We start from the raw sequence: 16,665 nt of genomic DNA, 5'->3' as shown, positions 1-16,665 counted from the left end.
CGTGGAGGGGTCTGGCTTCGGTCGGGCCCCTCTTTTCGTGCCGGGAATCACGTTGAACCTATGGCTAAGCAATGGGATATGGGTTAGAGTGGCTATACCGCACAGGACGACACACGGGGGACCCCATGGCCTACAACATCAACACCGGCGAGACCGTCCTCAACGGCCGCACCTACACCCCCCACCCCAGCGGCATCCGCCTCTACGGCCCCGGCATCACCCGCCTCGCCAACAACGACACCCCCATCAACGGCAGCGAACGCCACTTCCTCATCGCCGCCGTCCGCTCCATCTACCGCATCACCGACGACCGCACCGCCTTCACCGTCGGCCGCTCCATGATCCGCGCCCTGCGCGCCGAGCAGGCCTGACGTGACCGGCTGCGACTGCGGCGCCACCCCCGAAGAGCAGGCCGCCGGGCGCCACTACGACGGCTGCGCCACCCGTGAAGGCCCCGCCGACGACCCGTCCGACCACTACGGCCTCTGACGCCGCCCCTCTCAGGAGAACCGCCATGCCCGACACGGAGACCATCACCAAACTCGAACTCTCCAACGCCGTCCTGCGCGTGGCCGACATCGTGGAGACCCAGACGAACAGGTTCGGGATCTACGCGGACGGAGCGCCCATCTCCCACCATGTGCTCGTCTACGCCATGGTGCCCGTCGACTCGTCCAGGTTGTTCGACTGGAAGAAGTGGCAGGAGGCGTTCCGGCAGACCCGGCGTGATGGAACGCGCTCGCACGTGAAGGCAGTGAACGACGAACTCCGCGACGTGTTGATCAAGGAGTTGGGTGACGAGATCGGCGCAATGGGTGGAGGTACTCACTACACGCCGGCGGCTATCCGGGCTGTCGCCCAGCGGATTACCGCAACGCGTCCCTGACCCACCCCGACCCGGCCTCCCACGCCCCCCTCGGGGAGGCCACCCCAGGGCCGCGCACCCAGCGCCCCCAGCCGGGTGCGCGGTCCACCCCCTTATCGCCGCCAATTGGAAGGCACCACCCGTGACCGACACCACCACCGAATCACCCGCCTCCGCCGCCCTCATCGCCGCGAAAGTCCACGCCCAGAACTCCTGGTACACGTTCACCGGACAGAAGGGCTACAAGGCCCTCGTGCCGTCCTGGCGGGTCGGGGACACGGACGACGGGTCGCCGCTGCTGTCGTCGGAGGTTGTCGGGCCGGGCGCCGCGTACGCGCTGGCCCGCTTCGCCCGCGACTACTACCTGAACCTGCCTCACCCGGGGGATGTGCGCCCACAGTTCGACATCGATGCTCCGGCCGGCCGGACGGTGTTGGCGTGGCGGTATGACGGGGTGTGGGTGGAGCTGTGGCACTCGGACGGTGTCACGGACGTCCCGGAGGCCCCGCAGCCCGTCCACACCGCTCCTGTGCCCGTCCAGGCCGCCCCGAAGGCCCCCACGCCTGTGGCGCCCGCTGGGAAGCCGCGCCGTCCTCTTCTCGGACCGGGCGGACGCCTGGTCTTCACCCGCAACCGTCGCAACCTCGACAAGGAGACCAGCACGTCATGACCGAGACCTACCGTCCCGCCGCCCGGCTGAAAGAAGGCGACTTCATCGCCCGCGCGGACGGCACCTTCCAGGAGATCACCAGCCTGGTACAGATCCTCTCCCCGGTCGGGATGGCCATGGTCACCCTGGCCGACGGGTTCGAGGTGACCATCCCCCACACCCACGAGGTCAACTGGCGCAGCCCCGCCCAGCAGAAGAAGGCGGCCAGCACGTCATGACCCGGGCCACTCTGCGCGTCTACGCCCTGGTGATCGCGTTCACCCTGCCGGGATTCCTCCCGGCCTACCTCCACGCCTAGGAGGCGTTCCCGCATGACCAGCACACCCGAGACCGAAGAGACCGAGACCGTTCAGACGCCGGAGGAGCTTCTCGCCGACCTCGGCGAGCTCCACATGCGCACCTGCGTGTCGCCGCTCCCCAAGCAGCCCGCCGCGATGGGCTGGCAGGCCGTCGCCGGAACCATGGCCGCAGGCTTCACCCGCGCCCTGCACGCCCTGAACCAGGTCGCCCCTGCGAAGGCAGCAGAGATCACAGCCTGGTACCAGGGGCCGTTCGAAGAAGGTCCGGACTCCGAGGAACACACGGACTGGCTGGAGCGGACGGTCGCGAAGGGTGACCTGGACCTGATGGAGAAGTGGGTTCAGGACGGCCGGCGCCTGGCGAAGTCGTCCAAGGAGGCCGTGGATGCCCACGAGGCGGCCGAGCAGGAGCCGATGCGCCTGGTCCTGTCCAAGGCCCTCGGTCTGGGCACTGGCGCTTCGTGGGACGCCATCCAGGACCGCGCCAACGAACTCGCTGCCCTCGCCGATAAGGACGGTGGCGAGTGAGCGTCATGGCCCTGATGCCGACGGATACCGAGCTGTCCGTGCACGTGGAGCAGCAGAAGGACCTCGCGGGCGGGATCGCAGCCGCGGTGTTCGACTCGAAGGCGCGCACCTACCGCTACCTGCTGACCCGCATCTGGGATCCGAAGGTGCCGCTGGCCGTGTTCCTGATGCTCAACCCGTCCACGGCGGACGCCCTCGAGGACGACAACACGATTCGGCGCCTGGCCCACCCGAAGACCGGGTTCGCGCGCCGGATGGGTGCGGGCGGTCTGATCGTGGTCAACCTGTTCGCCCTGCGGTCGACGGACCCGCGCGCTCTGCGCCACCACCCGGATCCGGTGGGCCCGTTGAATGATGCGTTCATCCGGCAGGCCACGGACCGGGCGAGCACGGTGGTGGCGGCGTGGGGTGCGGCCGGTGTCGAGCACGGGCGCGGTAACCGTGTGGCAGAGGCGCTGCGGGCCCGCAGGGTCGCCTTGCAGTGTCTGGGGCAGACGTCGACGGGTGAGCCGCGGCATCCGCTGTACCTGCCGTCCGGGGCCGTCCTCGAGCCGTACGGCGCTTCCATCACCAGCAAGGAGAACCAGCCGTCATGACCATCAACAACGCGTCTGCGGACGTGCCCATCGTCGTCATCTGCGGATCCACCCGCTTCATGGCGGAGATGGCCGAGGCCAACCTGAACGAGACCGCCGACGGGAAGATCGTGCTGGCTCCCGGCTGCAACATGAAGGAGCCGCACCCGCGTTGGGCGGACCCGGACGAGGCGGAACGCCTGAAGGGGCGCTTGGACCAGCTACACCGGGCGAAGATCCGTCTCGCGGATGAGGTCCTGGTCGTCGGGGACTACATCGGCTCGTCGACAACCGAAGAGATCCGGTACGCGCGGTCCCTCGGGAAGCCTGTTCGGTTTACGCATCCTGAGATCGACCACCGGTGCGCCAATTGCGACGGGGTGAACCCAGGGAAGTGCCTGTACAACCCAGGTCGTGTCTCGTGACCGCGCCCGTCATGCTGGGCCCGTCGCCGCAGAGTGGCGGGCCCACCCCGTTCCCCGACTGGGAAGACGTCCTCGCCGACATCGGCGACCGGGTACGCGCCGAACGCCAAGCCCGCGGCTGGTCCGAAACCGAGCTGGCCCGACGCGCAGGCATCGGACGGAACACCGTGCGGCGCATGGAGAAGAGCGGCGACGCGTCCCTGCGCTGCTTCGTACAGGCCTGCACGGGCCTGGGTGTGACGGTGGACGGGCTGCTGTCGCCGGCGTGGCAGAAACCCGACCCGAAGCCGATGCCGGGCGTGCAAGCACCACGCAGGCCGGTGTCGTTGTCGCCGCGGCAGGTTGATGTCCTGCGGGAAGCATCGTCGGGGGATTCCCTGTCCCAGGTCGGCGCCCGGCTCGGCATGGACGTCGGCACGGTCGGGTCGACGCTCTCGAGGGTCTACCGGCGTCTTGATGTGGCGTCCCTTCCGCAGGATGAGCGTCGCGCGGCTGCGGTCCGGGTGGCGATGCAGCACGGCTTGTTCGACGCAGCGTAACGAAAGTCTCCCTCGCCCACCGGCGGGCGCCTACTCACCGTCACATTGCCCTGGAGTGTCTCCGTGAACGTCATACGCCGCTACTACCGGCACGTGATCCTCGGCGGCGTCGTCGGCGCCGCCTCCTTCAAGCTCTGGCAGTACGCCCTCGCGGGCGCCGTGCCGATGTGGCTGCTCTGCATCGTCGCCGTCGCGTTCGTCCTGGTCGTGGAGTTCTTGGTGGCCGAGGCCCGCTACAGACGCGGCCGGCCAACCCGCCGCCGCGCGCACGCCCGACCCGCCCCCGCCAATCCAAGGAAGGACACCACCCCAGCATGAGCAACCGGACAGCACAGTTCGCCGCCGTGTACGCGGCCCTGACGGCCTCTCACGAGGTCGCCGACCACTGGGTTCAACGAGACGCCGAAGCGGTCGCGAAGGGGAAGCAGGGCCCCGATGGGGTCCGGGCCTGCGCGAAGCATGTCGCGACCTATACGGCCACGCAGGCCGCCGCCCTGTACGCCGTGCAGAAGGCGACCGGGATGCGCCTGCCCTGGAAGCGGGCCGCCCTCGGCCTGGCCGTGTCTGCGGCCACGCACTACGTCGCTGACCGGCAGGGCGGGCATTGGCGGGATGAGAACCCGTCCGGTGTCGTGCGTCTGGCTGCATCGACGGGACATGCGGGCTGGCTGGCCCGGGACCCGAACGCCGGCTATCTGCTGGATCAGTCGTGGCACAAGGGCTGGATCGCGGTCGCGGCCGCCATTGCGGCGGGAGGTGGCCGGTGAACGAGACGACCAACGTTCCCCAGCTGACGGGTGACCAGCTGCTGGAGTTGATGGTGGCGGGGGAGCGTCGTAACCGGCAGCGTCGCCGCGGCGAGACCGACGAACTCGCCCCGTACGCGCCGTGCCCGGTGTGCCGGCAGCCGGTGGCCGAGCAGTCCGTCACCCTCGGCACCGCCGACGAGGATGACCGGGTGCTGACCGTCCAGCCGTGCGGGCATCGCACGGTCTACAACCTGAAGGTCGCCCAGCAGATGGTGCTGAAGGCGCAGCAGATCGTCGACGCTGAGGAGAAGTCCGCGATGGACGGGACGGCCGGGCTGGACAAGACGCGCCGCTACCTGCGCCCCGTACGCGCCATGCCCATCTCCGACGACCCAGACGGCGTGCACCTGGCCGTGTACCAGTGGATTCCGATGTTCGAGGAGTGGGCGACCGGGCCTGGCCTGTGCGGGGAGTCCATGCGGCAGGGTGCGCTCCCCGAAGGGACCGTGGTGACGTGCGCGCGGTGCGAGGAGTGGCGTCCGAAGTACGAGCGGTACCTGGCGCCCGGCTACCGGCTCGAGGACGACGATGCGGAGGCGCTTCGGGCCAGGCTGGATCGTATTCGGGCCGAGGTGCGGATGCTGTGCGGCTGCTGCGGCGACAACCGGGACCGCATGGACCGGATCAGGCGTGAGCTGGGCCTCAAGGCGGAGGGAGACCTGTGACCGGGCTGGGGAACAGTGCGTCGCGTGAGGCTGCGGCGATCCGTGCGCGGGCCCGTGGCGGCCTGTGGCGGCGTTTCCTGACCGCCCTGGGGTTACGGGCCACGGATACGCGCATGGAGGCTGTGGCGGCCCGCTGGGACATCGGGGCCGCCGGCGAGCGGGAGACTGCCCGCATGCTGCACGAGCTCCACACTCGTGGCTGGCGCATCCTCAACGATCGGGCCCTGCCCGGCTCGAGGGCCAACCTGGATCACGTGCTGGTGTCGCCGTGCGGGACCGCGGTGGTGGTGCTGGACACGAAGCGCTGGCATGCGCAGAAGCCGACGTGGCTGGTTCGCGGCCGGGTGCACTGCGGGACCGAGGATCGGCACGGGCAGATCGAGGCGGTGGCCGGGTACGCGGTGCGGGTGGCCAAGGTGGTCGGGCTGGATCCGAGGTCGGTGTGGCCGCTGCTGGTGGTGCACGGTTCCCCGGTCGCGGACGGGGTGTTGACGGTGCGGGTGCCGGTGTGGCCGGGGCTGGTGTATGTGCTGTCGCCGTCGTATCTGGTGCCTACCCTGGCGCGGGCTCCGCAGGCCTACGATCCGCGGCGTGCGGCTGCGGTGGCGGCTCGGGTGGATGCGGTGCTTCGCCCGTATGGGGAGGGTGGGTAGTCGTAGTGTGGGTGGGCCGGTTGAGTTGCTGGCGCCCGTCGTCCCGTCTGGGGCGGCGGGCGCTTTTCGTGCGTTCAGCGGCGTCCGTCGCGGATCTGGTAGATCCGGGCACGCGACAGACCAGCCTGCCCGGCGATCGCAATGACCGAGTGCCCGGCGGCGAGCGCGGCGCGGATCGCCCTGTCCCTGCCTTCTTCCGCCTGCCCGATCCGGCTTGCGGCGACGGCGACGTCGACCAGTTCGGTCATGTTGCTGGGGTCGGGAGCGCCGAGGACGTCGGCGAGGATCTGCCACTGGTCGTCGAGGGGGCAGCCGTTGTCGTCGGTGTCGATGTCGCAGGCGCCGATGTACTGGACGAGTTCGTCGCGGGTGAGGGTGTCGCCGTTGGGGAGTTCGAGCTGGCCGCCGTGCGTGTAGAGGTCTTCGATGTTCTCTGCGGTGATGGTGCTGGCCATGGCGGGTTCCCCTCTCCGACGCCACCGTGTGTAGCGCGCTATACAAAGCGTGCCGCATCCCGCCCTTGAATGTCAAGCGCGCTACACATGCTGAGGGTGGCCAGTCCCGCGCCGCCTACCTAGACCGGCCAGCCCTGCGCAGTTGCCACTCCGCGAGCAACACGTCGATGTGCTGCGGCGCGTAGACGAAGAAGACGCCGATAGCTGCGCCGCCGATCACGGACAGAACGACGTTCAGGTAGAAGTGCATGCGGCCACGCTAGATGGGCGGTCCGTCGCCCGGACCTGGTGACCGCTATTGATCGGCGATGCCCACGGGCCTGGATGTGCGAGCGCCCCCGGCCAGGTGAGGCGGGGGCGCTCGTTTCCCGGGCGTTGATGCGGATCGCGGCCGGGGAGAGTCGGCGGATGCCGCCACGGGGGAGGCGGCACCAGCACACCCGCAGTCTGGCAGACGCCACTGACAACGGGGGCGGGATCAGACCACGTCCGCCAACTCGGCCAGCGCCTGCTCCCAGCTGGTGAAGCGGATGCCGCGGTCGTCGATGTACGCGATGGCGGGAAGTTTCCGGTCGGTGACCAGCAGTGCGCCCTGCTCGTTCCAGAACTCCCGCTTGGGGTGGGAGGGTCCGTCGACGTCGAGGACGGTGTCGAAGCCGCGGGCGGCGAGCCATCCGGCTACGGCGCCCGGGTCGCGGCTGGTGTGGATGAAGACGGCGTACGTCTCCATCAGTGCGGTGAGGGCCTCGAGGGCTCCGGGGAGGGGCGGGTCGTAGATGGTGCCGTCCTGCCAGCCCTTGGAGTAGCTGTGGACGACGCCATCGAAGTCTACGGCGATGGTCTTCATGGGCCTACGGTCCCGCAGGTCGGCCGTCGGTGTTCCCCCTGCCGCAGAGACGTGAGCCCTGGCGGGTGCCGCTTCCCCTCGAGCGCCCGCCAGGCCCCACGTCTCTAGTGTCAGCCCCAGCCGGTGTCGTACGGCTGAACCGTCGTACCGGTGCTGCCTGTTCCGGTGTCGCCGGTGACGACGGTGGTGGTGTCGGGGGCACCCCAGCCGGTGTCGGATGGTGTCGCGGAGGCGAGCGTGTCGGCGGCGAGGCCGATGCCGGCGGCTGCGGCGGCGACCGTCAGGGTGGCGGCGAGGCGGCGCAGGCCTCGCCGGGGCGGCCCGGCGGGTTTGGGGGCGCGGTGTCGTCCGTGACTCACGTCAGGGTCCCTTCGCTCTTCGGTTGTCGTAACAAACGATAATGGGGCGCCTGGCCCGGTTCTCGTATTCCACAATCCGCTGCGAATTCCCTTGGCCTGGTGTCCCGGTCCCTGGCAGTGGACGGGGTGGTGTGGGGGAGGATGTGGTGTACGAGCGTCGGGGGACGCCCCAAGAGGATGTTGTCGTAGGCTCGTTGCGTTCTCAATCGGTTGTGTGTGCGGGTGACCGCAGTGCGGGTATCCGCAGTTGATCTAGGGTGTCAGTCCGTCGGGGGTGGATCGTTGGCCATGGTTTTCGCTGAGGGTGACAGAGTCGGGGAATTCTCCCCGCAAGCCAACGATCTGTATAAGGCAATCGCCCGCCAGGAATGGGAACGCGTCGACGATTTGCAGACCGCGCATCCGAATGCCCGGCACGAATTGCTGGCCTGGGGACTCATCAGCGATCAAGAGCAGCCGGTGGTCCGTGACCCGCAGCCTGCCCTGCGGTCGATGGTGACCCGTGAGCTCCAGGAGGCGCTGCGCCACATCAGCCTGGTGGCCAGCATGCCGGACCTGTCGATCGGTCTCATCCGCGAGTACCGGCAGGTGCAGTTGCGGGCCGGCGGGTCCAGCATCTATCTGGCGGATCCGGAGACGGTGAACACGCGTCTTCAGGACGTGGTGGCGGGGGCGCGGCGGGAGATCCTGGCGGCGCAGCCCGGTGGGCCGCGTAAGCGGGAGGTCCTCGAGGGTGCGGTGTCCCGTGATTCCCAGGCCCTGGATCGGGGGGTGGAGTTGCGGACGATCTACCGGGACACGGTGCGGGATCATGCGGTGACGGCGGAGTATGCGCGGACGATGGCGGCTCGTACGAGTGGCCGGCCTGCGCAGTATCGGACGTTGCCGGGCGACTTCGAACGCATGATCATTGTGGATCGGGAGCAGGCGTTCGTCTCCGACCACATTGTGGAGGGTGCGCCGGAGCATGCGGCGTGGCTGGTGACGGACCCGGCGGTGGTCGCCGTGCTGGCCAGCATGTTTGATGCGTTGTGGCGGCGGGCGCAGCCGTGGTGTGGGGAACTCCGCCCGCGGGTCGGGGCCGGGGCGGTGGATACGGTGTCCGGGACGGACGGGGTGCGCACCGACGGCTATCAGCGGACGGTGATGCGCTGCCTGTGCGCGGGGGAGTCGCAGACGGCGGTCGCACGGAAGATGGGCGTTTCTAAACGGAAGTTGGAGGACGACATCGCCGTCCTGAAGACGTTGTGGGGGGTGCGCACCCTCAATGAGCTGATCTTCCAGTTCGCTCTGTCACCGGATCAGCTCGTCGACGACACCACCGGTGCCGCGGACGGTTCGGGCCTGGATACGGCGGTCGCGTAGCTCAGCCGGCCTCGTCCAGTGGTAGCTGGGCCTGCGGGTCGGCGTTCCCCGCGGCCTGCCACTGCTGCCGGTAGCGGTAGACGTCGTGCTCGCACTCCTTGCGGGCGTGGAACACGGCGGAGTCGTCGCCGAGGTCGGGGCGCCACAGGTTCGGGCCGGGGAACCGTACGCCGTTCATGCGGGCCGTGATGGCCTCGCCGCAGGACAGGCAGTGCCCGGCCGGGATCGACATCAGTTCCTCGGTGAGGACCATCTGGGCGCGGACCTTGTCTTCGGTCAGTTCGTGGGAGCAGGGCGGGAGTTCCCCGCAGGCCCGGCAGACGGCGTAGTGCTCGGCCAGGACGTCCCACTTGTGGGAGGCGCGACCGACCAGGTGGATGGGCTTGGCCTCGGGCGAGTTGTCGGGGCGCACGACGACGCTGACGGGACGGTCTCGCCACGTTTCCGGGGTGGGCCGTTCGTCGCGGCGGCTCGGGTCCAACGGGTGAGCGTCCAGATGACGTCCCTCCCAGCGGGCCACCTCGTCCGCGAAGGCCTGGTGCCACTTCTCGCCCCACAGGTCCGGCGGGATCTCCCGGACCTCAACCACACGGTGGGCGGCGCGCTCGTACACGACCAGCGTGCCGGGCTCGAGGGTGACGATCCGGTCGTCGTACATGCGGTCGTGGATGCGGTCCTCGCGGCGGCGCTGCGCCGAGGACGCTTCTCCGTAGCGGCGTGGGCCGGTGCGGGGGAAGTGGACGGCGAATCCGGACTTGGTGGGGTTGCGGGTGCTCCAGTACTCCCGCCCGTTGATCATCACCATGGTCAGCCTTCCTCCTTGGCTGCGGGGATGACAGTGAACTGACCGGGCCCGTCTTCGCGGATCGTGTCCCCGAACAGGGCCGGTACCCGCTTGTCGCCCATGACCAGCGTCAGGCCGATGGTCTCGAGGCGCCCGTTGACGCTGCCGGTGCGCATCTTGGACGGCGCGCACCACTCGTAGACGCTGGTCAGGTTCTCGGGGGTGAGGACGCGTTCCAGCGGCGCGTAGTCGATGTGCGGCATGCCGGCCATGACCATGGCTCCGCAGTACGTGCAGTGGAATTGACCGATCGGGGCGCCGACCAGCTGTTGTGGCTCCCACGGCCAGGGGCAGCGTTCGCCCTGTTCGTTGAGTGGGGCGCTGATGTGGAGGTCGCGGGTGAGGTCGAGGTCTTTGGCGTCCTTGGGGTCGATGTCGGTCCAGGCCTGGACGAGTTGGGCGGTCACGTGGTGGGCTCCTTGTTCTCGAGGGCGGGTGTCTGTCGGGGAAGGCGGCTTTCGTCCAAAGCCTGGATGGTGGTGCAGGGCCAGACCATGCCGCAGTCGTTGCAGCAGCCGGTCGTCTTGCCTCGGCTGTGCAGCGTGCGCACCCGGTCGACGTCGGCCGCCCAGGCGGCGTTCGCGTCGTGGCTGCGCTGTGCCGCCTCGACGAGCTGCTTCCAGTTCAAGTGCAGGCCCGCATCCAGCGCGCCGGCCAGCTCCTTGCGGGTGACCTCGTGCGCCACCTGGGCGTCGGAGGCGGTCAGCGGGCGTCCGAGACCGGAGTACTTGCCCTCGGTGACCGCGGCCCTGATGCGTTCGAGCTCGGCGGCCTGCTCCTGCGCTTCCTTCAGTTGCGTGGTGAGTTCCTCGTACCGTCGGCGGCCGAGGGGCTGACGCCCGCTGTCGTGCCAGGCCTGCATCAACCGCTGGGCGGTCTCGAGTTGTTCGGGGGTGATGGCGGCGAGCATGGTGTCGGCGAGGGGTTCGCGGAAGACGTCGCCCATGCCACTGCCCCAGAACGTCCAGTCGAGAAGCGACCACAGTTCGCCACGCTCGCGGGGTTCGGGGTCGGCGGTCGATTCGGCGGCATCTGCTGGTCCGACGACGATCGTGGTGACGCGCTGCGCAATCCGGTACTCGAAGCCGGGCACCAGGTTCTGGCGCTTCGCGAGGCGTTCGGCGGCCCAGGCGTAGTCGTCGCTGAAGGCGCTGCTGTCCTCCCAGGTGCCGCCTTCTTCGCGGGACTGGAGGAAGTACTCGACGGTCTGGCGGGTGGTCTGGTCGGTCATCAGAGGCTGTCCAGGGTCGGTTGCAGGTAGACGAGCTCGAGCTCGGTCTGCCCGGGGATGGCGTCGTGCGCGGGTGGCACGGTGGCGGGCTTGGGCCGGCGTACGGCCCGGGGTGTGGTGAGGCCGCGTTTGCGGGCGCAGGTCGGGCCGTAGCCGGTCGGGGACGGGTTCTTCAGCCGCCGGTGGCAGTCCCGGCACTCCAACCCCGTCACGGCGCCGCCTTGGCCATGCGGTCGGCCAGGTCGATGAGGAACCGGGCGTGGCAGGTGTCTTCCTCCCCGTCGGCAGGCAGATCGCACGGGCAGGCGAGGTCCTTGCCAGCCAGCTCGTGGACGTGGGCCAGGATCCAATCCCTGCGGGCGTTCATGGCGTCCAGGTAGTCGGCTCCGGCGTACGGGTTGTAGACGGTGGGGGAGTTGGTCTCCAGCCATTCCCGGTAGAGCGCTGTTGCGTGCGCTGCGTCGTCAGCGTCAACGCCGATCTTGAAGGGGTTGCCGTATCGGCTGGTCCGGTCGACGATCTGGGCGCCGTTCGGGTTGGTGGTGGCGCCGGCCAGGGTCCAGCCGGGAAGGCGCTTGCGCTGGATGCGTGCGGGCATCTCAGGCCTCCTGGGCGGTCGGGCCGGGGCAGATGAACGGGTACGGCGGGTTGGTGCCCTTGCAGGCGGGGCAGTCCTCCGCGTTCCCGCCGACATGCTTGGGCTGCTGGGCGTTGCCGTGCCATTTGGCGGGCGCGATGTCTACGGCCTGCTGTTCAGCGACGCGGAGCGCGGTGGTGAGGTCGAAGCGGTGGGCGTCCAGCCACGCCTGCCCGCGTTCGGACGAGACGCGCTCACGGTCCCAGTGGCCGTCCGTGCCGAGGCACAGGCTGTTCTGGAGTACGGCCCAGCGGTCGTCGCCTCGGTATTCGACGGTGATGGCGAAACTGCCGCCCGGGTCGGCGTGTTCGGGTACGAGGTTCACCTCGTAGCGGGTCGGCCGGGAGACGGCTGAGCCGGGCGTGTACCGCTTGGGCCGGTTCGGGTTCATCAGGCAGGTGTCGGGGTCGATGCCTTCGCAGTTGCGGCAGGAGTGCGCCTCCGGCTGCTGCGCCTCGGCGGCCAGACGGCTCCCGTCCGGCTCGTCCTGCGCCCACTGGCGGATCTGGGCTGCGGCGCGGTTCGTGACGCCGTACTTGGCCGTCAGTCGGTCGGCGACCTCGCGGTAGACGGCGGCCCGGTCGGCGGTCTTGCGTGCCTGCTCTGCCTCGGTACGGGCCTGATGCTCGGCTTCGGCGCGCGCCATCAACTCGTCGTGCTCGATGTCGAGCGGGCGGACTGCGCGCGGGACGAGGCCTGTTGCCGCGCCGGTGGGTGGTTCCGGACGTGATGGCGGCGTGTTCGGACGGGCCAACTGCTCCAGCTCCCGCAGCGTGAGCGGCCGGTCCGGGTCGTGTGTGCGGGTGAGGTCGGCGATCCAGTCCGGCCAGTCGCTCATGTCGCCGTCGTGGGCGTCGTAGTAGCGGTCGACGGGCTGGTCGGTGGCGTGGCCGTCGTCGCGGACCCACAGGCCGGTGACGAAAACCTGGCGGGCGTCCGGGCTCACGCTGCTGCCGTAGTCGAGGCGGATGCCGGTGATGCGGATGTGGCCGGAGCCCCACCGGTTGGGGACGTCGGGGTAGCCGGTGACGTGCAGGGCGATGGACTGCCCGGCAACGGTCGCGGTGGGCTGGGTGTCAGCCACGGTTGGCCTCCGAAGCAGTGATGGGGCGAATCCCTTCGCGATTGCAGGCGCGGCACCGGCGGACAATGCCACCGTCGTCGGTCTCCTCAACGACCTGCCCGTAGCCCTTGCAGGCGGTGCACAGGCGTCCGTTGATGAGCCGGTGGACGGTGTCGACGGCCTCGGGGCCGCAGTGTCGGGCGGTGAGGGCGGCCTCGACCTCGTCGAGGATTGCGGCGCGGTAGGCGGCCAGCGCGTCGCGTACCTCGGCCGGGGACCAGACGGTCATGCTGCCCCGGTCGGTCCGGATCATCGTCTTCAGGACGTCGTGGGCGGACATCTTGCTCATGGTCTTCGGGCCTCCGGGGGCTGTTGGGGGCGTGGTTCAGGCTCCCGCGGATGCGGGCATGCCGTTGCGGGTCAGGCGACGGGCAGGGTGAGAGCGGACAGGCGCAGCGCTGCGGCCTCGCAGTGGTCTTCGCGGCCCTCGATCGCAACGCCTCGAAGACCGAGCTGCCGGGCGGTAAGAAGGGTGCTGCACGAGCCGCCGAAGGGATCCAGCACCAGCCCGCTCGGCGGGCAGCCGTAGCGGATGAGCGGCTCCAACAGCGGTACCGGCTTCTCGGTCTTGTGGATGCCGCGCTTGTGCATCGACCGGACCTGCAGCACCGAGGTGAGCAGCCGGGTTCCGTCATCGGTCCAGCTCGTGTGTTCCTTGTACGAGCCGAGATGCGGGGAGCGGACGTCGGGGCTGGAGCCGACGCGGCTGCGCGGGTCGCGGCCGGTGACGACTCGCTGGGCTTCGTGGTGCACGCCGCTCCAGGGTCCGCAGTACCAGTGCAGGACGTGTTCGTGGATGCGGCGGAACCGGTCGGCTGCGCGGGAGCTTCCGTTGTGCTTTTCCCAGATGACGTGCACGTCGCCGTGGATCGGCTTGTCGTCCTCGTCGCGGCCGATGATGTCCTGGGAGAGCTTCCATCCGGCGGTAGTGAACTCGGACTGTCGACGGAGGAACATGCGCATGGAGCCGAAGCACCACATGGCGTTGGAGTGGGCGGCGGCAATGTCCAGCCAGCCGTCGGGCCAGCGGTCCCAGCCGTGTTGGGTGTCTTCGTAGGGCGGGTCGGCGATCACCAGGTCGGCCTGTATGCCGAGGTTGGGGAGGATGTCGCGCATGTCTCCGTGGTACAGCTGGAGGCCGGCCTCTCGGTCTTCCCAGTAGGGGGTGGGCATCCTGCCTCCGTTCGCAGGTGGTTGGGGCGGTTTCAGGCTCTCGCGGAATGGGGTGGGGGGTTCCCCCGCCGGGTAGGCGCGGGCGGGTCACGCCGTCAGCAGGTCGTCTTCGCGGAAGGGTCGGGTGAAGTCGTCGTCGGGGTGGCTGCCGACATGCCATTCGGGTCCGCCCCACTCGTTGCCGTTGTGGGTGCCGCGCTGGTTGAGGCGGCGGGTGCAGGTGTAGCCGTCCCGGCTCATCAGCCCGCACCGGTCGGCGGGGGTGAGCGGGTTGCGGAACGGGACCTGCGGGCGCTCGAAGGTGATGCCGGCGTCTTCGAGGTCCTGGACGTATTCGCCGACCGCCTCGCGGAACAGTTCGCTGGCGCGGGCCTGCTCGATCTCGGTGAGGACGGTGGTGCCGGGGCCGGTGCAGGTGTCGTTGCGGGCGTCGCGGATGCTGGTGGTGCTGGAGGAGTAGCGGTCGATGGAGACGGTGGCGCCGCAGTCGGTGCAGGTGCCTTCGAAGATGAGGGCGTGGTCGCGGCTTTCGCGGGGGAGGCGCTTCCAGGTGAGGGTGTGGCCGTTGCGTCCGGCGACCTCGTCCATGTACTGCTTGCCGTCGGTCCACCACTGCTGCGCCATGGCCGGTCTCCCCTGGGTTGGCCTGTCGGTACTGCCAGTCTAACTCATATCCCATTGCTTAGCCATAGCTTCAACGTGAGCCGTCCCCACCACCCCGCAACCACGGCGCCACCCGCTCGTTAACCCGTACGTGACGGCGGGTCCGTCCCGGGGGAGGTCCTCAGACCGGACCCGCAGCTACACCCCGCCCCCTACCGCCCGCACGCAGGCCGCGCCACCCTGGAAAGCCGACAACCCCCAGGGAGGCCACGGTGAACTGCCCCAACTGCGGAGGCGCAGCCCAGCAGGGTCCCGACGGCTCCTGGTCGTGCCCCAACTGCGGACCCATCTCAGGTTCGACGGCGGCCGCGCGGGTAGGGTCGGCGTCGTGACCCGGCCGAAGAACACCCCGCACGCCCGGCCTTCCGTGCCGACGCCGGCCGCGGCCGCTGCTGCCGCGGCGTTTCTGGAGTCGCAGGAGATCACGACGACGGACTGCCGTCAGTGCGGGACTCAGATTTCCGGAGTTAATGGCCGGTACGCGTGTGCGTGCGGGTGGGTGAACCACTGGTCGGAGGGGCACACGGAGTTGCCGGGTACGGAGGTTACGAGCCGGGGCGGTACGGCGTAGATGCGAAGGCGCCCCCGGTCGCGTTGTCCGGGGGCGCTCCCAGCTCTTCCGCTACCGCATTTCCGGGCGGGTCGTGGCGGCGCTTGACAGGGGTCTCCGTGCCCGGAGACACCACCAGCATGACGCACAACGGCCGCCGTGTTCCCCCAGCCCACCGGGCGGATTCCCTGCCGGTAGGGGTTTGTTGCACGACCCCGGCGGCGGATGGTCTGCTGGAACTGCTGGACACGCGGTTTGGGAACCGGGGGGAGGCCGGGCGTCTGGAGGGTGGCTCCCTCCGTGCAGACGCCCGGCCTTCTGCGTTCCTGCGGCCCGCTCACGCCCCCGCAGCAGGCGGGCGGAGCGTGTAGTGGGGGCAGCGGGCCGGATCCCCCCACGACTCCGTGTGCGGCTCACGGCTGCCACACCACGGGCAGGGCAGCACGGGGTGGAAGGCGGCGCCGTCGATGCCGCAGTGCCCGACGTCGCCGTGCTGGGTGGTGGTGTATACGGTGATGGCGTTGCGGCCGCAGGTGCACAACTCGCCGGGCACCGCGGGACGCTGGCTGCTGCTCATGACTGCCCGTCCAGGGATGGAAGCGGCGGGGTGTCCCAGTAGCCGTCGTCACCCTGGCCCTTGACGTACTTCAGGGCGTGTTCGATACCCCCGCCGGGCGGGATCGCCAGGTGCATGAGGCGCGAGTACTCGGTGTAGGCGGCCTGGTCGGCTTCGGTCATGACGCGCTTGTGCTTGCGGTCCCAGTACTCGCCCTCGCGTTCGAAGCGGTCCAGTAGCTGGGCTCTCGTCAGTGTCCGTAGGTCGCTCTCGGTCAGGCGCTTGAAGACGGCCACGTGCACTCCCCGGGCGTTGTCGGCAGGGCCAGTCTTCCAGGCGCGGCTTTCCTGCGGGCGCACTCCCGGGCACGATGACGAGGGAAGCCCGTCACAGTCCGATCACACCGCCCGCACGTCCCCCGTACCCGGCGCATCATGCCCCTGGACGACCGAACACCCGGGGGGACCTCATGCGCCGCACCACCATTGCCCTGCTCGCCGCCGGCATCCTCGCCGGTGGCGCTGTCGGCTGCTCCAAGTCGTACGACGACAAGGTCAGTGACTGCGCGAAGGCCCTGAAGGAGCAGGCTGGTGGCAACACGTCGAAGCCGGCCGCGTGCAAGGGTGTCAAGGATGACGATTACACGGCGTTGGTGTTCTCGAAGACGTTGGACGATAACGGGTGGCGGGACGCGAACGGTGACCCTGATGTGGGGAAGATCCTCGAGGACGCTACCCCTACCCCCTGAACCCCTGCTGGACGCGACGGCGCCCCGGTTGGCGGGGAAGCGGTGCCCGGACACGCGGAGGGGCCCCGGTCGCCGGGAGGGGAGCG

At 69.5% G+C, this 16,665-nt stretch carries 29 protein-coding genes; 14 read left to right on the top strand and 15 right to left on the bottom strand.

Annotated features, from left to right (window positions below; all coding sequences use genetic code 11):
- Positions 1–125: 125 nt before the first annotated feature.
- The 12 genes from ACWC09_RS26565 (at position 126) to ACWC09_RS26510 (ending at position 6,028) form a co-directional block, all read left to right on the top strand.
- A complete protein-coding gene (locus tag ACWC09_RS26565) occupies positions 126–371 on the top strand; it encodes a hypothetical protein (protein WP_450853121.1) in 246 nt (81 codons plus the stop codon).
- A gap of 143 nt (positions 372–514) precedes the next feature.
- A complete protein-coding gene (locus ACWC09_RS26560) occupies positions 515–886 on the top strand; it encodes a hypothetical protein (RefSeq protein ID WP_450853120.1) in 372 nt (123 codons plus the stop codon).
- A 121-nt stretch (positions 887–1,007) separates the two neighbouring features.
- A complete protein-coding gene (locus ACWC09_RS26555) occupies positions 1,008–1,535 on the top strand; it encodes a hypothetical protein (RefSeq protein ID WP_450853119.1) in 528 nt (175 codons plus the stop codon).
- A complete protein-coding gene (locus ACWC09_RS26550) occupies positions 1,532–1,753 on the top strand; it encodes a hypothetical protein (protein ID WP_450853118.1) in 222 nt (73 codons plus the stop codon). The genes ACWC09_RS26555 and ACWC09_RS26550 overlap by 4 nt, the downstream gene beginning before the upstream one ends.
- Positions 1,754–1,846: 93 nt before the next feature.
- Positions 1,847–2,362 (top strand): hypothetical protein, encoded by a 516-nt coding sequence (locus ACWC09_RS26545; RefSeq protein ID WP_450853116.1) that lies wholly within the window; start codon positions 1,847–1,849, stop codon positions 2,360–2,362.
- A gap of 5 nt (positions 2,363–2,367) precedes the next feature.
- Entirely contained in the window at positions 2,368–2,958 is a 591-nt protein-coding gene (locus tag ACWC09_RS26540; protein WP_450853182.1) for a DUF1643 domain-containing protein, read from the top strand.
- Positions 2,955–3,362 (top strand): hypothetical protein, encoded by a 408-nt coding sequence (locus tag ACWC09_RS26535; protein ID WP_450853115.1) that lies wholly within the window; start codon positions 2,955–2,957, stop codon positions 3,360–3,362. Before ACWC09_RS26540 ends, ACWC09_RS26535 begins: the two co-directional genes overlap by 4 nt.
- A complete protein-coding gene (locus ACWC09_RS26530) occupies positions 3,359–3,901 on the top strand; it encodes a helix-turn-helix domain-containing protein (RefSeq protein WP_450853114.1) in 543 nt (180 codons plus the stop codon). Before ACWC09_RS26535 ends, ACWC09_RS26530 begins: the two co-directional genes overlap by 4 nt.
- Before the next feature lie 63 nt (positions 3,902–3,964).
- Complete coding sequence (locus ACWC09_RS26525) at positions 3,965–4,219, top strand: hypothetical protein (RefSeq protein ID WP_450853113.1); 255 nt, start codon at positions 3,965–3,967, stop codon at positions 4,217–4,219.
- Positions 4,216–4,668, top strand: coding sequence for a hypothetical protein (locus tag ACWC09_RS26520; protein ID WP_450853112.1), 453 nt, complete (start codon positions 4,216–4,218; stop codon positions 4,666–4,668). Before ACWC09_RS26525 ends, ACWC09_RS26520 begins: the two co-directional genes overlap by 4 nt.
- Positions 4,665–5,375, top strand: coding sequence for a hypothetical protein (locus ACWC09_RS26515; RefSeq protein ID WP_450853111.1), 711 nt, complete (start codon positions 4,665–4,667; stop codon positions 5,373–5,375). Before ACWC09_RS26520 ends, ACWC09_RS26515 begins: the two co-directional genes overlap by 4 nt.
- A gap of 113 nt (positions 5,376–5,488) precedes the next feature.
- Positions 5,489–6,028, top strand: coding sequence for a nuclease-related domain-containing protein (locus tag ACWC09_RS26510; RefSeq protein WP_450853181.1), 540 nt, complete (start codon positions 5,489–5,491; stop codon positions 6,026–6,028).
- Positions 6,029–6,102: 74 nt separating this feature from the next.
- On the opposite strand, the gene ACWC09_RS26505 is transcribed toward ACWC09_RS26510, so the two are convergent.
- The 4 genes from ACWC09_RS26505 to ACWC09_RS26490 form a co-directional block, all read right to left on the bottom strand.
- On the bottom strand, positions 6,103–6,483 hold the full coding sequence (locus ACWC09_RS26505) for a hypothetical protein (protein ID WP_450853110.1): 381 nt from the start codon (positions 6,481–6,483) through the stop codon (positions 6,103–6,105).
- A gap of 115 nt (positions 6,484–6,598) precedes the next feature.
- Entirely contained in the window at positions 6,599–6,733 is a 135-nt protein-coding gene (locus tag ACWC09_RS26500) for a hypothetical protein (protein ID WP_450853109.1), read from the bottom strand.
- 228 nt (positions 6,734–6,961) lie between these two features.
- Positions 6,962–7,330, bottom strand: coding sequence for a hypothetical protein (locus tag ACWC09_RS26495; protein WP_450853108.1), 369 nt, complete (start codon positions 7,328–7,330; stop codon positions 6,962–6,964).
- 110 nt (positions 7,331–7,440) lie between these two features.
- Positions 7,441–7,689 (bottom strand): hypothetical protein, encoded by a 249-nt coding sequence (locus ACWC09_RS26490; protein WP_450853107.1) that lies wholly within the window; start codon positions 7,687–7,689, stop codon positions 7,441–7,443.
- Between the two features lie 288 nt (positions 7,690–7,977).
- On the opposite strand from ACWC09_RS26490, the gene ACWC09_RS26485 reads away from it, so the two are divergent.
- Entirely contained in the window at positions 7,978–9,054 is a 1,077-nt protein-coding gene (locus ACWC09_RS26485) for a hypothetical protein (RefSeq protein WP_450853105.1), read from the top strand.
- A 1-nt stretch (position 9,055) separates the two neighbouring features.
- Here the strand turns inward: ACWC09_RS26485 and ACWC09_RS26480 are convergent, their stop codons facing one another.
- The 11 genes from ACWC09_RS26480 to ACWC09_RS26430 all read right to left on the bottom strand — a co-directional run bounded on the left by ACWC09_RS26480 (position 9,056) and on the right by ACWC09_RS26430 (position 16,127).
- Positions 9,056–9,859, bottom strand: a complete 804-nt coding sequence (locus ACWC09_RS26480) for a hypothetical protein (RefSeq protein WP_450853104.1) — start codon at positions 9,857–9,859, stop codon at positions 9,056–9,058.
- Between the two features lie 2 nt (positions 9,860–9,861).
- Entirely contained in the window at positions 9,862–10,305 is a 444-nt protein-coding gene (locus ACWC09_RS26475; RefSeq protein ID WP_450853103.1) for a hypothetical protein, read from the bottom strand.
- Complete coding sequence (locus tag ACWC09_RS26470) at positions 10,302–11,129, bottom strand: hypothetical protein (protein ID WP_450853101.1); 828 nt, start codon at positions 11,127–11,129, stop codon at positions 10,302–10,304. Before ACWC09_RS26470 ends, ACWC09_RS26475 begins: the two co-directional genes overlap by 4 nt.
- Positions 11,129–11,341, bottom strand: a complete 213-nt coding sequence (locus ACWC09_RS26465) for a hypothetical protein (protein ID WP_450853100.1) — start codon at positions 11,339–11,341, stop codon at positions 11,129–11,131. Before ACWC09_RS26465 ends, ACWC09_RS26470 begins: the two co-directional genes overlap by 1 nt.
- Complete coding sequence (locus ACWC09_RS26460; protein ID WP_450853098.1) at positions 11,338–11,727, bottom strand: DUF4326 domain-containing protein; 390 nt, start codon at positions 11,725–11,727, stop codon at positions 11,338–11,340. The genes ACWC09_RS26465 and ACWC09_RS26460 overlap by 4 nt, the downstream gene beginning before the upstream one ends.
- A gap of 1 nt (position 11,728) precedes the next feature.
- A complete protein-coding gene (locus ACWC09_RS26455; RefSeq protein WP_450853097.1) occupies positions 11,729–12,850 on the bottom strand; it encodes a hypothetical protein in 1,122 nt (373 codons plus the stop codon).
- Complete coding sequence (locus tag ACWC09_RS26450) at positions 12,843–13,178, bottom strand: hypothetical protein (RefSeq protein WP_450853095.1); 336 nt, start codon at positions 13,176–13,178, stop codon at positions 12,843–12,845. Before ACWC09_RS26450 ends, ACWC09_RS26455 begins: the two co-directional genes overlap by 8 nt.
- A 71-nt stretch (positions 13,179–13,249) precedes the next feature.
- On the bottom strand, positions 13,250–14,062 hold the full coding sequence (locus tag ACWC09_RS26445; RefSeq protein ID WP_450853094.1) for a DNA-methyltransferase: 813 nt from the start codon (positions 14,060–14,062) through the stop codon (positions 13,250–13,252).
- An 87-nt stretch (positions 14,063–14,149) separates the two neighbouring features.
- Positions 14,150–14,686: a hypothetical protein gene (locus ACWC09_RS26440; RefSeq protein ID WP_450853093.1), complete on the bottom strand. Its 537-nt coding sequence runs from the start codon at positions 14,684–14,686 to the stop codon at positions 14,150–14,152.
- Between the two features lie 926 nt (positions 14,687–15,612).
- Positions 15,613–15,852 (bottom strand): hypothetical protein, encoded by a 240-nt coding sequence (locus tag ACWC09_RS26435; protein WP_450853092.1) that lies wholly within the window; start codon positions 15,850–15,852, stop codon positions 15,613–15,615.
- Entirely contained in the window at positions 15,849–16,127 is a 279-nt protein-coding gene (locus ACWC09_RS26430) for a hypothetical protein (protein ID WP_450853090.1), read from the bottom strand. The genes ACWC09_RS26435 and ACWC09_RS26430 overlap by 4 nt, the downstream gene beginning before the upstream one ends.
- A gap of 173 nt (positions 16,128–16,300) precedes the next feature.
- Here ACWC09_RS26430 and ACWC09_RS26425 point away from each other — a divergent pair, with 173 nt between their 5' ends.
- A complete protein-coding gene (locus tag ACWC09_RS26425) occupies positions 16,301–16,579 on the top strand; it encodes a hypothetical protein (protein ID WP_450853088.1) in 279 nt (92 codons plus the stop codon).
- Positions 16,580–16,665: the final 86 nt, after the last annotated feature.

Source organism: Streptomyces sp. NPDC001617, from assembly GCF_053596855.1.
The sequence above is the reverse complement of the archived record's forward strand: the minus strand, read 5'-3'. Positions and strand labels throughout refer to the sequence as shown.

Bases quoted from the DNA above. Each gene is read 5' to 3' on its own strand.
- ACWC09_RS26565 (WP_450853121.1), top strand. From the start codon at position 126: ATGGCCTACAACATCAACACCGGCGAGACCGTCCTCAACGGCCGCACC.
- ACWC09_RS26560 (WP_450853120.1), top strand. From the start codon at position 515: ATGCCCGACACGGAGACCATCACCAAACTCGAACTCTCCAACGCCGTC.
- ACWC09_RS26550 (WP_450853118.1), top strand. From the start codon at position 1,532: ATGACCGAGACCTACCGTCCCGCCGCCCGGCTGAAAGAAGGCGACTTC.
- ACWC09_RS26545 (WP_450853116.1), top strand. From the start codon at position 1,847: ATGACCAGCACACCCGAGACCGAAGAGACCGAGACCGTTCAGACGCCG.
- ACWC09_RS26540 (WP_450853182.1), top strand. From the start codon at position 2,368: ATGGCCCTGATGCCGACGGATACCGAGCTGTCCGTGCACGTGGAGCAG.
- ACWC09_RS26535 (WP_450853115.1), top strand. From the start codon at position 2,955: ATGACCATCAACAACGCGTCTGCGGACGTGCCCATCGTCGTCATCTGC.
- ACWC09_RS26520 (WP_450853112.1), top strand. From the start codon at position 4,216: ATGAGCAACCGGACAGCACAGTTCGCCGCCGTGTACGCGGCCCTGACG.
- ACWC09_RS26510 (WP_450853181.1), top strand. From the start codon at position 5,489: ATGGAGGCTGTGGCGGCCCGCTGGGACATCGGGGCCGCCGGCGAGCGG.
- ACWC09_RS26505 (WP_450853110.1), bottom strand. From the start codon at position 6,483: ATGGCCAGCACCATCACCGCAGAGAACATCGAAGACCTCTACACGCAC.
- ACWC09_RS26500 (WP_450853109.1), bottom strand. From the start codon at position 6,733: ATGCACTTCTACCTGAACGTCGTTCTGTCCGTGATCGGCGGCGCAGCT.
- ACWC09_RS26495 (WP_450853108.1), bottom strand. From the start codon at position 7,330: ATGAAGACCATCGCCGTAGACTTCGATGGCGTCGTCCACAGCTACTCC.
- ACWC09_RS26485 (WP_450853105.1), top strand. From the start codon at position 7,978: ATGGTTTTCGCTGAGGGTGACAGAGTCGGGGAATTCTCCCCGCAAGCC.
- ACWC09_RS26480 (WP_450853104.1), bottom strand. From the start codon at position 9,859: ATGGTGATGATCAACGGGCGGGAGTACTGGAGCACCCGCAACCCCACC.
- ACWC09_RS26470 (WP_450853101.1), bottom strand. From the start codon at position 11,129: ATGACCGACCAGACCACCCGCCAGACCGTCGAGTACTTCCTCCAGTCC.
- ACWC09_RS26460 (WP_450853098.1), bottom strand. From the start codon at position 11,727: ATGCCCGCACGCATCCAGCGCAAGCGCCTTCCCGGCTGGACCCTGGCC.
- ACWC09_RS26450 (WP_450853095.1), bottom strand. From the start codon at position 13,178: ATGAGCAAGATGTCCGCCCACGACGTCCTGAAGACGATGATCCGGACC.
- ACWC09_RS26445 (WP_450853094.1), bottom strand. From the start codon at position 14,062: ATGCCCACCCCCTACTGGGAAGACCGAGAGGCCGGCCTCCAGCTGTAC.
- ACWC09_RS26440 (WP_450853093.1), bottom strand. From the start codon at position 14,686: ATGGCGCAGCAGTGGTGGACCGACGGCAAGCAGTACATGGACGAGGTC.
- ACWC09_RS26435 (WP_450853092.1), bottom strand. From the start codon at position 15,852: ATGAGCAGCAGCCAGCGTCCCGCGGTGCCCGGCGAGTTGTGCACCTGC.
- ACWC09_RS26425 (WP_450853088.1), top strand. From the start codon at position 16,301: ATGCGCCGCACCACCATTGCCCTGCTCGCCGCCGGCATCCTCGCCGGT.